13 protein-coding genes and 1 tRNA gene are annotated in these 13,405 nt (G+C 61.6%); 11 read left to right on the top strand and 3 right to left on the bottom strand.

Annotation, left to right across the window (positions count from 1 at the left end):
* The first annotated feature begins 8 nt into the window (after positions 1–8).
* The 4 genes from BM151_RS04150 (at position 9) to BM151_RS04135 (ending at position 3,468) form a co-directional block, all read left to right on the top strand.
* Positions 9–368, top strand: coding sequence for a hypothetical protein (locus BM151_RS04150; RefSeq protein WP_143093032.1), 360 nt, complete (start codon positions 9–11; stop codon positions 366–368).
* Positions 368–1,378, top strand: a complete 1,011-nt coding sequence (locus BM151_RS04145; protein ID WP_090057823.1) for a branched-chain amino acid ABC transporter permease — start codon at positions 368–370, stop codon at positions 1,376–1,378. Before BM151_RS04150 ends, BM151_RS04145 begins: the two co-directional genes overlap by 1 nt.
* Positions 1,375–2,703 (top strand): branched-chain amino acid ABC transporter permease, encoded by a 1,329-nt coding sequence (locus BM151_RS04140; protein ID WP_090057818.1) that lies wholly within the window; start codon positions 1,375–1,377, stop codon positions 2,701–2,703. The genes BM151_RS04145 and BM151_RS04140 overlap by 4 nt, the downstream gene beginning before the upstream one ends.
* A 177-nt stretch (positions 2,704–2,880) precedes the next feature.
* Complete coding sequence (locus tag BM151_RS04135; protein WP_090057815.1) at positions 2,881–3,468, top strand: NTP transferase domain-containing protein; 588 nt, start codon at positions 2,881–2,883, stop codon at positions 3,466–3,468.
* 561 nt (positions 3,469–4,029) lie between these two features.
* Here BM151_RS04135 and BM151_RS04130 read toward each other — a convergent pair.
* Entirely contained in the window at positions 4,030–6,795 is a 2,766-nt protein-coding gene (locus tag BM151_RS04130; protein ID WP_143093031.1) for a Hint domain-containing protein, read from the bottom strand.
* An 844-nt stretch (positions 6,796–7,639) separates the two neighbouring features.
* Positions 7,640–7,726, bottom strand: a tRNA-Leu gene (locus tag BM151_RS04125).
* Between the two features lie 283 nt (positions 7,727–8,009).
* Between BM151_RS04125 and rimK the strand changes: the two genes are divergently transcribed.
* Complete coding sequence (gene rimK / locus BM151_RS04120) at positions 8,010–9,422, top strand: 30S ribosomal protein S6--L-glutamate ligase (protein ID WP_090057810.1); 1,413 nt, start codon at positions 8,010–8,012, stop codon at positions 9,420–9,422.
* A gap of 174 nt (positions 9,423–9,596) precedes the next feature.
* Positions 9,597–9,971 carry an SUF system Fe-S cluster assembly protein gene (locus BM151_RS04115; RefSeq protein ID WP_090057806.1) on the top strand — a complete coding sequence of 125 codons (375 nt, stop codon included), beginning with the start codon at positions 9,597–9,599 and terminating at the stop codon, positions 9,969–9,971.
* Between the two features lies 1 nt (position 9,972).
* On the opposite strand, the gene BM151_RS04110 is transcribed toward BM151_RS04115, so the two are convergent.
* Entirely contained in the window at positions 9,973–10,209 is a 237-nt protein-coding gene (locus BM151_RS04110) for a hypothetical protein (RefSeq protein ID WP_090057803.1), read from the bottom strand.
* A 123-nt stretch (positions 10,210–10,332) separates the two neighbouring features.
* Here BM151_RS04110 and BM151_RS04105 point away from each other — a divergent pair, with 123 nt between their 5' ends.
* From BM151_RS04105 to BM151_RS04085, 5 genes are all read left to right on the top strand, one after another.
* The gene (locus BM151_RS04105; RefSeq protein WP_090057799.1) at positions 10,333–11,190 is read left to right on the top strand and encodes a LysR family transcriptional regulator; all 858 of its coding nucleotides are present in this window, start codon (positions 10,333–10,335) and stop codon (positions 11,188–11,190) included.
* 92 nt (positions 11,191–11,282) lie between these two features.
* On the top strand, positions 11,283–11,930 hold the full coding sequence (locus BM151_RS04100) for a MarR family transcriptional regulator (protein WP_090057794.1): 648 nt from the start codon (positions 11,283–11,285) through the stop codon (positions 11,928–11,930).
* Positions 11,923–12,639: a DUF3307 domain-containing protein gene (locus tag BM151_RS04095; RefSeq protein WP_090057790.1), complete on the top strand. Its 717-nt coding sequence runs from the start codon at positions 11,923–11,925 to the stop codon at positions 12,637–12,639. The genes BM151_RS04100 and BM151_RS04095 overlap by 8 nt, the downstream gene beginning before the upstream one ends.
* Positions 12,640–12,662: 23 nt before the next feature.
* Positions 12,663–13,025 (top strand): HesB/IscA family protein, encoded by a 363-nt coding sequence (locus BM151_RS04090; RefSeq protein WP_090057787.1) that lies wholly within the window; start codon positions 12,663–12,665, stop codon positions 13,023–13,025.
* A gap of 15 nt (positions 13,026–13,040) precedes the next feature.
* On the top strand, positions 13,041–13,352 hold the full coding sequence (locus tag BM151_RS04085) for a TfoX/Sxy family protein (protein ID WP_090057784.1): 312 nt from the start codon (positions 13,041–13,043) through the stop codon (positions 13,350–13,352).
* Positions 13,353–13,405: the final 53 nt, after the last annotated feature.

Genomic DNA, 13,405 nt, shown 5'->3' with positions numbered 1-13,405 from the left:
TGCGACAGATGTTTTATAGCGCCCTCATTGCCAGCCTGCCCCTCACCGCGCCGCTGGCGGCACAGGCACAGGTCTATTGCGAGGTCATCGTCTATGGCGGCGGCGCGCCCTGGCGTTTCGCCTTCGAAGAAGGCGACGGGCTGACCTGTGCCAAGCTGATCCGCAACGAAGGCGAACAGAGCCCGACCTGTCTCACCGAGACCACGGCCGAGGCCCCCGAGACCCATCGCTATCAGAACGAAGACAGCAAAAGCTTCTGGGACCTGCGCGCGGACGGTCTGATGACCGGCTATGTCGAGGTTCCGACGACAGAAACGACAGGGATCAAGATGGTTCCCTTTGGTGGCACTTGCCAGGAGGTGGTCTGATGGACCTTCTCAATGCCCTCGTGGCCTTTACCAACTTCGTCGTGGTCCCGGCCACGGCCTATGGTGCGCAGCTGGCGCTCGGCGCCTTGGGCGTCACGCTGATCTACGGCGTCTTGCGCTTTTCGAACTTTGCCCATGGCGAGACCATGTCCTTCGGCGCCATGGTGGTGGTGCTGGTCACCGCCCTGTTCCAGAGCTGGGGTCTCTCCCTCGGGCCGCTGCCGACGGCGCTTTTGGCCCTGCCCTTCGGCATTCTCGCCACGGCGCTTCTACTGCTGGCGACCGACAAGGCGGTCTACAAGTTCTATCGCAAGGTGAAAGCCGCACCGGTGATGCTGGTGATCGTCTCGACCGGCGTGATGTTCGTGATGAACGGCGTGGTGCGGATGATCGTCGGCACCGATGATCGCCGCTTTGCCGACGGCGCACGGTTCGTCGTCAATGCCCGCGAGTTCAAGGCCTGGTCCGGCCTGTCCGAAGGGCTCGCGATCCGCACGACACAGGTGATCACCGTGGTCGTCGCGATGATCACCGTGGCGGTGCTGTTCTGGTTCCTGAACAAGACCCGCACCGGCAAATCCATGCGCGCCTATTCGGACAATGAGGATCTGGCGCTCTTGTCGGGCATCAACCCGGAGCGTGTGGTGACCATCACCTGGCTCCTGGTGGCAGCCCTTGCCACCATCGCCGGCGCGCTCTACGGGCTCGACAAGAGCTTCAAACCCTTCATCTTCCAGCAACTCCTGTTGCCGGTCTTCGCCGCCGCCATCGTCGGTGGCATCGGCAACCCGCTGGGCGCCATCGCCGGTGGCTTTGTCATCGCCTTCTCCGAAGTGACGCTGACCTACGCCTTCAAGAAGGTGGTGACCTATCTCGGACCCGACTCCTGGGCGCCGGACGGGTTGGTACAGCTCCTGTCCACCGACTATAAATTCGCCGTGTCCTTCGCGATCCTGATCATCGTGCTGCTGTTTAAGCCGACCGGCCTGTTCAAGGGGCAATCGATATGACCCAGACACGCATCCAACCGCAGACCGGCGCCGCGCGCGCGCCGCTCTATTTCGCCCTCATGGCGGCGCTCATTCTGGCCGTGGGTCTGCTGCAATCCTGGAACTCGGCGCTGGCCATTCTCAACATGGGGCTGATCTCGGCGATCATGGCCCTGGGCGTGAACCTGCAATGGGGCTACGCCGGGCTCTTTAACGTCGGCGTCATGGGCTTTACCGCGCTTGGCGGTCTGGCCGTGGTGCTGACCTCGATGCCGCCGGTGCCGGCCGCCTGGGCCGCCGGCGGGCTGCGCATGGGGCTCGCCCTCATCCTTGGCTCCGGGGCCATCATCGCCGCCGTTCTAGCCTGGCCGCGCCTGCCGAAAGGACGTGCCCGCGGGCTCTTGCTCACCGGCTTTCTCATCGTCGCCTTTTTCGTCTATCGCGGGTTGTTCGACCCGGCGGTCGAGGCGATCGAGGCGGTGGACCCGTCGGTTTCCGGCTATCTGGGCGGGCTTGGCCTGCCGGTGATCCTCAGTTGGGCCGTGGGCGGTGTCCTGGCCGCAGGAGCCGCCTGGCTCGTCGCCAAGACCGCTCTGGGTCTGCGCTCTGACTATCTCGCCATCGCCACCCTGGGCATTGCCGAGATCATCATCGCGGTGCTGAAGAACGAGGACTGGCTCTCAAGGGGCGTCAAGAACGTCAACGGGTTGCCGCGGCCCGTGCCCTATGAGATCGACCTGCAACAGGCGACGTGGTTTCTGGAGCTGATGAACAAGATCGGCATGGACCCGGTCACCGGCTCCTCGATCTTCGTCAAGCTGCTCTACGCCGGCTTCTTCCTCGCCGTGATCGTGCTCATCGTCACCGCCATGGAACTGGCGCTCAAGAGCCCCTGGGGCCGGATGATGCGTGCCATTCGCGACAATGAGGTGGCCGCCGAGGCCATGGGCAAGGATGTCACCGGGCGGCACCTGCAGATCTTTGTGCTCGGTGCAGCCATCATTGGCTTTGCCGGCGCGATGATGACCACGCTTGACGGTCAGCTCACACCGACCACCTATCAGCCGCTGCGCTATACGTTTCTGGTCTGGGTGATGGTGATCGTCGGCGGCTCCGGCAACAACTGGGGCGCGGTGCTGGGCGGCATGCTGATCTGGTTTTTGTGGGTCGAGGTCGAACCGATCGGCGGCTGGGTCGTCAATCTGCTGACCGCCGGCTTGGACGACGGTTCCGCGCTCAAGGCCGGGCTGATCGAACGCGTCGCCTATATGCGCTACCTGACCATGGGCATCATCCTCTTGGTGGTGCTGCGCTTCTCTCCGCGCGGGCTTCTGCCGGAGAAATGACCCAGCGAGGGGCGCTTTTCTGAATCGCCCCTTTCTGTTTCGCGCCCTTCTTTCCAAGGGCGGCGGTGATAAAAGTATTTCTGGGTAAATGAGTGATCCGGGCAAAAGCCCTCACGATATTGGCATGACAGACCCTGCGCGTGGGCGCATGGCTGAGAGCAGATTGGGACCATAAGCATGAAACTACTGATTGGCATTTGTGCTGCCGGGAAATCGCGACGTATGGGGTTCGACAAGCTGGCGACCCCACCCTCGCTGCATTCGCCCGACACTTTGCTGTCGCGCGCGGTCACCGCGGCTCATGGGCGCGACACCATCGTCGCCCTGCCCGCCGAGACCCATCCCTATTTCCTCGGCCGCCGCGCGCTCCTGCGGCCGCATGATCCCTATCTCAGCGTCGAAGATGCGGATCAGGGCATCGCCAACACGCTCAAGACTCTGGCGCGCCACGCGATCCAGAAGAACTGCGACGGGCTGGCAATCCTGATGGCCGATATGCCCTTTGTCACCGCCAGCCATCTCGACACGGTGGTGAATCTGTTCGAGACCTTCGGTGGCAGTCGCATCGTGCGGGCCGAATGTCCGAGCGGCCGCGAAGGCTATCCGGTGATCGTCCCATCCGCCGTGCTGCCGGAGTTCGAGCGCCTGAGCGGTGAGGACGGGCTCCAGAAGCTGATCGAGATCCATGGTGTGAAACGCGTTCTGATGCCCAGCGAGGCCCCCTGCATGCAGGTCAACACGCCCGAGGACTGGCAACAGATGTGAGGCGCGACCGCGCAGGACAAGGTGACTGGAGACAGCCAAAAGGGCGGCCCCGGACCGGGTGCCGCCCTTTGCCATGGGCTGCGAGACGCTCTCAACCGCTCAGAAGCAGCCGCGCCGCATAAATCGTGCTGTAAGTTCCGTGCTGGAAGTCATGGGCACGTCATGGTGATCCCCGACCTGTCAGAAAAGCGGCGTCGGAGCGCGGCTTTGACGCCCTCAAAGACCAATCCATGGCGCATCAATCACGATGCTGTGCAGATTTTGCCTCCGAATTCAGAACAATAACGCGCGCTTTCGGAGCTTTTCTCGACAGCCATAAGAAAATGCGAAGATTGATCACATATTGGAGACAGAAAATCGGCACCCCTGCGGGACGAAACACAGGCGATCACAGAGTGGATCACTGTGCGGATCGCGGCAGCTCATGATCATCTTTGCCAAGCGCCCATGGCAATCGGTCAAAAGCGCCATCCCGAAAGACCCAGCCCCTGTGGTCTTCCGGGAGACTATCCGATGCGCCAAAAGCGAGAGCGGCGCATCGGCTCAGATCCGTCAATGGGATCAGTTGACCAGCAGTTCCGCCTCGTGCTTGCGCAGGATCCGGCGGGCCGCCGAGAAACCACCACGCGCGGTGACGTCTTCCAGCTCCGGGAAGAGCGTAAAGAGCTCGTCGCGGGCCGCGTCGTCGATGCCGGCCAGGGTATAATCGCCCGGCTGGAAGCTCTCGGACCAGGTGCCGTCGGAGAGCACCACCTCGTGACGGTCGAACATCACATGGATATAGGTGACCTCGGACGCCTCGACCACATCGACACCCTCCATGCGGGTCAGGTGTTTCGCGGCGACCAGAACCTCGTGCTCTTCGAACAGAAGCGCGGCTTTCTCGTTCGACACCAGCATCCGGTGGTTCGGCGACACCAGCATGTCACGCTCCGGCAGGCCGGCGCCAAGCGCGCCCTGACGGATCATCACCGGGTTCAGCGCCCCACGGGCGGCCAGCTCGGCCCCGGACAGGATCTTCTTGCCGATCCAGCGGATCGCCTGAATGCCGTTGTCTCGGGTGATCACACGATCGCCCACCGAGAGGGTCTCGACCTTCATCTCCCCTTTCGGCGTCGCGATCAGCGTGCCCGGGGTGAAGCAAGGAATGACTTCCTCGATATTGGTGTAGTTGATATTGGCATATTCGTCGGTGCCAGCATTGTAGAGCTGGATCTGACCGTCGAAGCCGTTGCCGTCGCTGTCCGGGTTCTGGACATGGTGGGTGATGACCCAGCCATCGGAGATCAGCGCACCGAGATCGAGCGTATCCCAGTCGATCCCGCCGTCGCCACCGTGCACCGTGGTGTTGTAAACGCCGGTGGTCACATCGGAGAAGGTCACGTAGATCGTGTCCTGATCGTCGCCGCCGTCGAGCACGTCATTGTCACCGCCGCCGTAGATCGTATCCTCGTCTTCGCCACCGAACACCATGTCCGTGCCGGCACCGGCATAGATGGTATCGTCGTCGATGCCGCCGTCGATGTAATCGTCGCCGTCGCCGCCATAGATCAGGTCGTCATCGTCCTGGCCATAGATCGTGTCATTGCCGGCGCCGCCGTCGATCACGTCCTTGCCATTCTCGACCTCGAGATCGCCCGCATCATCGGGGACGTTCAGGCTGTCCGGATAGGCCGGGTCGAGACCGCCATAGATGATGTCGTCGCCATCACCGCCGTCGATCGTGTCGGAGCCTTCGCCACCGATGATCGTGTCATTGCCGGTGCCGCCGGTGATCGTGTCATCGTCATAGCCGCCATCGAGATGGTCGTCATCGGCGCCACCGTCGATGATGTCATTGTCGTCACCGCCATAGATCGTGTCGTTGCCGGCACCGCCCATGAGGATGTCGCGGTCGTTATACGGGTCGGCATCGTCCGCCAGATAGGGGCCGTAGCCGCGATCCGGGGTGCCGTCCGGGCCACCAATGATGATGTCATCGCCGTCGCCGCCTTCGATCACGTCATTGCCGTCGCCGCCGTCGAGATAATCGTCGCCGCCGCCACCGGAGATGGTGTCATCGCCGCCCATACCCCAGAATTCGTTGGTATAGGTGTCTTCCGGCGTGGTGCCCTGATGGTCGAAACCGGTGAGCACATCGTCATATTCGGAGCCGATCACCCCGTCGATACCGCTTTCGATCGTGTCATTGTCGGCGTCGCCGCCCGACAGGGTCGAGGTCGAGAGATCGACATTCACCGCCGCATCGGAGCCGGAATAATCGATATTGTCCTGACCCCGGCCACCGCGGAACGTGTCTGCGCCCTCGCCGCCGATGAACGTGTCATCGCCATCGCCGCCATCGAGATAGTTGGTGCCGGCATCGCCCTGAAGCGTGTCATTGCCGCCCTGGCCAAAGATCGTGTCGTCGCCGGCGCCGCCGATCAGCGTATCGTCGCCCTCGCCCTCACCGGTCTCATCCACGGTGGTGACCGAGAAGGACACATCCGAGATGTTGATGCCGGAGGTGCCGGTGCCCGGGTTGGTGTGGATCACTTCGAAAGACGCCACCGGACCGGCAATGGAGACCGTCACGGTGTTGCTGTCATCCGCCGGGGTCACGTTGTCGGTATCGGCCGCGGTCACGGTGTTGCCCGAGAGCGTGAGATCGGAGCCGATCTCGAAGGTCACCGGGATCTCGTTGCCATCGGCATCATAGGCGATCACGGTCACCTGGCCGAGGTTGGCATCGATGTCGGAGATATTGAAGGTGACGTTTTCCACTTCGTCGGAAAACGCGACGTCGTAAGTGCCCGTTTCACCAGCATCCGCAAGAGAAGAGAGAGACGAGCTCGCGGAAGCGCCGTCGACACCATCGGTGTTCATCGTGCTGGTGGAGAACGACGAGGTGACCGTGTCATCACCATCCCACCAGCTGCAGTCGAGCTCCGGCGTGGTAACGGTCACGATGACCGAACCGGTGTTTTGTACCAGCGTGTCCCCGGTCAGGTCTTCGCCATTGTCGACGGTGCCATAGCCGCAGTAATCCGTGTCCGCGAGAGAGGACCAGGAGAAGGTCTCGGTCGAGGTGGTTTCGGTCGCACCAGTGTCGCCGTAGATCGTGTCATTGCCTTCACCGCCCAGCACGGTGTCGTCGCCGTCACCGGCATAGACAATGTCATTGAGACCATCAGCGCCATCGATCATGTCGCCTTCCGGGTCACCGGTATAGGCGACGTCGATCAGATCGTCGCCCGCCGTGCCTTCGACAATTCCATCGGTGGTCGGCGTCGTCGGATCGCAGGAAGAATCGTAATCCCTGTAGGGATCGTAATAGCTAGTGGTCATCGTCTCTCTCCATCACACGAGCCGCGCTGAGCGGACACTACAAACAGGGCCAGCCCCGATATCGGTCAAGGCCGTCGACACACGTTCGATCACAAGCATTTGGAAAGGCAGAACGACATAACGTCGTCGGTTACTCGCATACTCAAACCCAACGCAGCAGAGATCGGTTTCCCGTCTCGAACCCACATCGGTCACGCGAAGCCGATGCCTTTCCGGACATCGATCAGACGTGGCCGCCCCCGTGGCCATGTTTGCCCCCCAGTTGGGCACGTCTAATGGATATGGCAAAAATGCGTTTTCGCAACCGGGAAAAAGGCACAACTGTGCTCAAATATGGCGAATAAAAGGCCAAAACTTCCCATTTCGGCCACATGGTCAGCCCGCGAATCTCACCGATTTTTCCCCTGAAAATTCATCGATATTCATTTATTAACAAATGGTTACCACCCCAACGCAGAGCCCCTCGAGGGCCTCAAAAGCGGCGTTAACCCTAGGAAAAACCAATCAAAAAGCTTGGTTAACGCCGCCAGATGCCAATATGTCAAAAAAAGTGGCACTTCATCCAATTCTGAACCAATCCGACAAAACGAGGCTGACTTGCGAGGAAACCGGAACAATCCCCCCGTCCGTAGCGCCGTTTGTGACGAATCGAAGGCGAATCGTTCTCGGGGGCTGCATTTCAGGAGTGAAAATGGTTAACGACGCCACACGCTGAGCCGCGAGAGGCACGCCGCGGTACGGATGTCCGGAAATATGAGAATATCCTGAAACCGGCGATGGCAAAGCCCGCCCATCCGCAGTCGCGGCCTGTCAAGAAGTCTGGTGGATAACCTCTTGAAATAATTGGTACCCGTGGCCGGACTCGAACCGGCAAGGCCGTTAAGCCGGGGGATTTTGAATCCCCTGTGTCTACCAATTCCACCACACGGGCAAAGCGCCGGTGCGCGGCGCAGTACAAGGCATTTAGCGAAGCGCGCGACCGGCGTCCAGAGGGATCAGCCGCGCGCCACAAGAAAAATGACCCGCGCGCGGGTTGCCGGTCCGTCCGGGCGCCCCGGCGCCTTGTCCGGGCGCGTAGGCCCGCTGTCACAAAAGCGACAAAGCCTCTTGTCAGACTCGCATAAGAATGACATTGGGCGCAGCAGCCAGATGCCGGGGACCCGAAAACGGGTGTCCGGGCGCTGTGCTTTCCCGTAAATTGTGAGACCTGGGACATGACTGACAAAGCTGCTTTCGCTTTGGGCTGGGAAGAATGGGCCGCCCTGCCCGCGCTCGGCCTGCCCGCCCTGAAGATCAAGGTGGACACAGGCGCCAAGACCTCGGCGCTGCATGCCTTTGACATCGAACCCTTTGGCAAGGCGGACACCCCCAAGGTGCGGTTCAATATCCATCCAGTGCCCGGGCGCGAGGATATCACCATCTCGTGTTCCGCCGATGTGGTGGACCGACGCGAGGTGACCTCGTCGAATGGCGAGACCGAGCTGCGCTATGTCATCGCCACCGAGATCACCATCGGGGACCGCAGCTGGCCGATCGAGATCACGCTCACCAACCGCACCAATATGGCCTACCGCATGCTTCTCGGGCGTCAGGCCATCGGCGACGACATGATCGTGCAGCCGTCCGAGAGCTTCTGTCAGCCGAAACGCGATGACAGCGTCTATTTCAGCACCGCCATCCGCGACACCGGGCCCGCGCGCGCCCTGCGCATTGCCGTGCTGTCGCGCGAGCCCGACAATTACTCCACCCAGAGACTGGTGGCCGAGGGCGAGGCCCGCGGCCATGTGGTCGAGGTGATCGACACCACACGCTGTTACATGGCGATCAATGCCATGGCACCCGAGATCTATTACGATGGCGCCCGCCTGCCCCGCTATGACGCGGTGATCCCGCGGATCGGCGCTTCGATCACCTCTTACGGCACGGCAGTGATCCGGCAATTCGAGACCATCGGGACATTCTGTGTGAATGGCTCCGAAGGCATTGCCAAATCCCGCGACAAGCTGCAAGCGCATCAGGTGCTGGCGCGTCACCGCATCGGCATGCCGACCACCGCCTTTGCCGCCTCGCCCAAGGACACCGATAACCTGATCGCTCTGGCCGGTCAGGCGCCCTTGATCGTCAAGCTGCTGGAAAGCACCCAGGGCCGCGGCGTGGTTCTGGCCGAGACCAAGAAAGCCGCACAATCGGTGATTTCCGCCTTCCGGGGCCTCAAGGCCAATTTCCTGGTGCAGCATTTCGTGCGCGAGGCCGCCGGCGTCGATATCCGCTGTGTCGTCATCGATGGCAAGGTGGTGGCGGCGATCAAACGCTCGTCCTCGGGCGGGGATTTCCGCTCCAACCTGCATCTGGGCGGCACCGCCTCGACGGTCCGGATCAGCAAGGAAGAGCGGGAAACCGCGCTGCGCTCGGCCAAGGCCTTCGGGCTCAGGATGGCCGGAGTGGATCTTTTGCGCGCCGAGGACGGGCCGAAAGTGCTCGAGGTCAACTCCTCGCCCGGCTTCGAAGGCGCCGAGACCACGACCGGCAAGAACCTCGCCGGCGCCCTGTTCGACATGATCGAGAAACGCGTCCGTCCGGCACCGGCAAAGAAATCCGTGACCAAGAAGACCCACCCGGGCAGATGACATTCGGACACCGATCAGACGTCGATTGAGCTGTGCGCGGCGCACGGGGCTCAGAAACACCTCGCGCCAGAAGACATTCCCGGGCGGCTTGCTCTGGACCTTCGCCGCGCTATTCCTTATATGATCAGTCGGAAATAGAGGCCGGACATTGGCCAAACCCAAGGGATCTCGCGCATGACCGAAAATGCACAACCGCAGGAAAGCCCCGTCGAGGGCACGCCGCTGATCAAACCGTCGAGCACCGATCACCCGCTGCACGAGGCGGTGGTCGAGGCCTGCCGCACGGTCTATGACCCGGAAATCCCGGTGAATATCTATGATCTCGGCCTTGTCTACACGATCGACATCAATGACGAGAACGAGGTGGTGGTGCTGATGACGCTCACCGCGCCGGGCTGCCCGGTGGCGGGTGAAATGCCGGGCTGGGTCGCCGATGCGATCGAACCGCTCCCGGGCGTCAAACAGGTCGACGTGGAACTGACCTGGAACCCGCCCTGGGGCATGGAAATGATGTCGGACGAAGCCCGGCTCGAGCTCGGCTTCATGTAAGTCACCTCTCGGCACAGCGGATTTGCAAACGGCCTTCGGTCTCGGGACTGTGGGCCGTTTTTCTTTGTTCATCCGCCCCAGGCTCCGGTCTGAGCCACCGCCCCACCCGCCGCCACCAGCGCGGCCGCGCCGCCTCAAGCCGCTGCAACTCCGCCTCGAAGGCCTCCCGCTCCGCGCGATAGAGGCTTTTGACCTGCGGGTCGATCTTGGGCAGATTGATCGGAAAAAACGGCACCATCACGCCTCCTGGCTTGCATTTTTGGAAGACACCTTCAGACTAACCTTCGAAAATTTGCGGAAACAGCGCCGGAGATCGGAAGAATGGTTTCAAAAATGAAAGAGCAGCGATGAAGGCCTCACGATGAAAGATCCAAGTGGCCGGGAGATGCCGAAACTGGATGATTACTACCTGTTTCTCGCCGTCGCAGATGCCGGCGGGCTGGCAGGCGCCTCGCTGGCCACCGGCACACCGCAACCAACCCTGTCGCGCCGCATGGCGACGCTGGAGCGGCTTCTGGGCAAGCGGTTGTTCGAGCGCGGTGGGCGCGGCTACAGCCTGACCTCCGAGGGCCGCGCGCTGTTGCAGGAAGCCGAGGCCCTGCGCGAAGCCGCCACCCGCCTCTGTCGTTTTCAGATTCGTGAGAGCGCGCCCGAGGTGCGGATCACCGCCGGCCGCTGGACCACGCGTTACGTGGCGCGCCACCTCTCGGAGATCTGGTCGCGGGAAAGCCCCTGGCGCCCGGCGCTTCTGGCCTCGAATTCCAATGTCGACATCGCCCGGCGCGAGGCCGATATCGGCATCCGCAACCGTCGTCCGGAGCAAAGCTGGCTCGCCGGGCGCAAGCTGGGCACCCTGCACTATGCGGAATATGCCACGGGCCCCGAGGTGACGGGCTATGTCACCTTGCATCACGACCAACCGACGACCCCGTCGGAGCGCTGGCTTCGCACCGAACATGCGGATGAGATCGTGGCCACCGCCTCCGACGCCCGCTCCGCCGCCGATATGGCCGTGGCCGGCGTGGGCCGGGCGCTTCTGCCCTGTTTCGCCGGGCGCGAGATCGGCGGGCTGATGCAAGTCTCCCCGCTGATCGAGGCGCTCACCCATGACGAATGGCTGGTCAGCCATCACGATGCCCGCTTTGACCCACCGGTCCGCGCCGCGCTCGACGCACTGGCAGAGCTGCTGATGTCGCCCGAGCGGTTCGGCGAGGAGTGAGCGACATATGCGCATCCACTTTGGGATGCGAAACGCTATACGCAACCTAAAATGGTTGCATATTTAACTTTGCACCCTATATTGGTTGCATTATGAGCCAAAACACCCGCAAAATAGCCGTTCTCACCGGCGATCTGGTCAATTCCACCGGGCTTGGGCCTGAAAAGGTGGAACGCGCCTTCCGCGCACTCGAAGACTGCGCCGAGATGCAAGCCGAGTGGATGGGCGGCCAGAGCCTGCATTTCACCCGCCACCGTGGCGACGGCTGGCAAGTGGCTCTGATGGAGCCGAAATACGCCCTGCGCTCAGCACTCTGCTTCCGCGCCGCCCTGCGCGCGCTGGGCGAGGAATTCGACAGCTATATCGGGATGGCCGAGGGGGAGACTGAGGGAGAGATTGGACCGGATTTGAATGCGGAAACCGTTTCAGTTTTCATCAAATCGGGAGAAGCCCTAGAAGACCTCAAAACGACACCAGAAGTCAGTATGTGCTATATTGATCCCGGAATTTACGATGCACTCACCATAAGTTTGGATTACATATCAAACAAATGGACCCCTTCACAAGCTCAGGCTATTATTCACACTCTATCTCCAGGCAACGACTTAATATTCACAGAGATTGCAGAAAAGTTAGGTAAGTCACGCCAAGCAGTCTCAAAGTCACTACGAGCTGCTGGCTTGGCGCACATTGAGCTGATCCTTGAAACAATCGACCGAGACGTGAGATTTAATGCCTGAAACCCTCGCAGCCCTGTTCCTTGCCCATGTGCTGGCCGACTATGTCTTCCAGACCTCCTGGATGGTCGAGGACAAGGCCCGCGCCGAGACGCTGTTTCTGCATTTCCTGATCGTGCTTCTGACCGCCATGGCCACCACCGGGCAAGTGGCCTCGCCGCTGATTTACCTTTTGGCGCTCCTTCACATCGTGATCGACACGGTGAAGGTGAAAGCCTTTTCCGACGGGTTTGCCGCGCATCTCACCGATCAGGTGCTGCATCTGGTGACGCTTGTGCTCATCGCGCTCTCTGCTCCCGATCTTTTCGCCACCGGCGCCTATACCGGGCTCCTCTGGTTGCCGCAGGTTCTGCTGTTCACCGGCGGGGCGATCTACGCCACCCGCGCCGGCGGCTTTGCCGTCGGCAAGCTGATGGAACGCTTCGGCCCCAACCCCATCGAGGAGAGCCTCGACAAGGGCGGGTTCTGGATCGGGCTGTTGGAGCGCGGGCTGATCTTTTTGTTGCTCTTGGGTCAGATGCCCGGCGGTATCGGCTTTCTGGTGGCGGCGAAATCCGTGCTGCGGTTCGAGGCCGCCCAGGACGGCAAAAAGGCGGAATGGGTGATCATCGGCACATTGGCCTCTTTCGGTTGGGCCATCGCGGTGACGCTGGCCGTGATGTTCATTGCCGCACAGCTGCCCCCGCTTGGAATTCCGGCGCTGAACGACTAGATTACTCCCAAAGGAGACATCATATGTTCGGCATTCCCGGAAAACAGGCTGTGACGATCACCCCGGCAGCAGCGACACAGATCGCCAAGCTGATGGAGAAAGACGGCTCCAAAGGCCTGCGCATCGGCGTCAAGAAGGGCGGCTGCGCCGGTATGGAATATACCATGGACTATGTCTCCGAGATCGATCCGATGGACGAGACCGTGGAACAGGACGGCGCCCGGGTGATGATCGCGCCGATGGCGCAGATGTTCCTGTTCGGCACCGAGATCGATTATCAGGTCTCGCTCCTGGAATCCGGCTTCAAGTTCAAGAATCCGAACGTGGTCGATGAATGCGGCTGCGGCGAGTCGATTAAATTCGACGAGAGCCTTGCCGATAAATAAGCAGGGCGGAAAGTGATGGCGGTCTCGGACGAAGACGTCGCTTTTATCCACGATCTGTTCGGCCCCCTGGGCGGGATCAGCCACCGAAAGATGATGGGTGGCCTCTCGATCTACCGCGATGGGCAGATTTTCGCGATCCTGTCTTCCGACGGGCGCGTCTATCTCAAGGCCAGAGGCGGCTTTGCCGAAGAGCTGGCCGCCGAGGGCAGCGAAAAGTTCGAGATGGGCGATGGCCGCGGCATGCATTACTGGACCCTGCCCGAGGCGGCGCTGGACGACCCGGAACAGGCCTGCGACTGGGCCCGCCGGGCGCTGGCGGCCATTTGACGGCGTAGATCCCAGATGCACGGATGGCGCAGGCGAAGACAGGAAGGGAAACC

Source organism: Celeribacter neptunius (assembly GCF_900113955.1).
Classification (GTDB): domain Bacteria; phylum Pseudomonadota; class Alphaproteobacteria; order Rhodobacterales; family Rhodobacteraceae; genus Celeribacter; species Celeribacter neptunius.
This window is presented reverse-complemented; position numbering and strand designations above follow the sequence as displayed.